The organism is Fischerella thermalis PCC 7521 (assembly GCF_000317225.1).
Classification (GTDB): Bacteria; Cyanobacteriota; Cyanobacteriia; order Cyanobacteriales; family Nostocaceae; genus Fischerella; species Fischerella thermalis.
Window position 1 is genome coordinate 1 of the sequence record NZ_AJLL01000112.1, and the last position, 912, is coordinate 912.

The 912-nt window shown below is 38.9% G+C and carries 1 protein-coding gene; it reads left to right on the forward strand.

Translation table 11 applies throughout. From position 1 onward, the window contains the following. The first annotated feature begins 287 nt into the window (after nt 1-287). The gene (locus UYK_RS0123750) at nt 288-812 is read left to right on the forward strand and encodes a COP23 domain-containing protein (protein ID WP_016872281.1); all 525 of its coding nucleotides are present in this window, start codon (nt 288-290) and stop codon (nt 810-812) included. Nucleotides 813-912: the final 100 nt, after the last annotated feature.

Genomic DNA, 912 nt, shown 5'->3' on the forward strand with positions numbered 1-912 from the left:
GATAGGACGGGGTGAGGTTTATTTTACTCAAATGCAAACCGCCATATTTACTAAACCTGTGCCTATGATTTTCCGGTCAATCTAATTGATAAAGGACAAGCAAATCAGAACTAGAACAGGCATTTTCAAACTTTCTTTATTCAGAAATCGTATTTTTACTGATATATCTAAGTATAATCCCGAAATTCTACAAATCATATTTGTAGTTGCTTATATTCCAAAAACAGTAAAATCTACGCTTTTTAGCCAATCACGCACTTTTTATGAGCAACAGGTTACTCAGTCCCATGTTGACAAAAGTTGTAAGATTTTGTGGTATTGCTTTGCTGACTACATTGACCACAACAACAATTATCCATCAGCCTAGTTATGCCAGTAGCACAACCTTTTTTTGTGCCAAGAGCAAGGGTGTCCCTGTAACTTATGCGAAAAGCCAGAATGGCAGAAGGATACCGATGATTCGTTGGGTTAGCAGTAACTACTTCTCTTCTGATTTGACTCCTTTTGTGCGTTGTCAGCATGTAGCATACAGATTTCAAAAGAATTACGACAATGGAAGTCTTAAAAATATTATTTCTGGGACACTCCAGAATTATCCTGTAGTTTGTGCTGCTGTGAGTAGAAATGATGATTGCACAAGCGACACTTTGTTGTTCACTCTCAAGCGTGGCACTAATGCTAGACAGGCTGTGGAAAGCTTATTAGACCGTCGTGCTTTAGCGGCTGGAAAAATACAACAGCAAAGTGGCGATGATACACAGATTTTAGTTGATTTTAATATTTATCTGAACAGCTTACCAGAGGAACCATAAGACTGAACCTCACCCTCGCTTTTTGCTAGGCAAAAATCTTTCCCTCTCCTTGGCTACCGCCGTGTACACACAAATGATCAAATCACTCCAAACCTCGAAA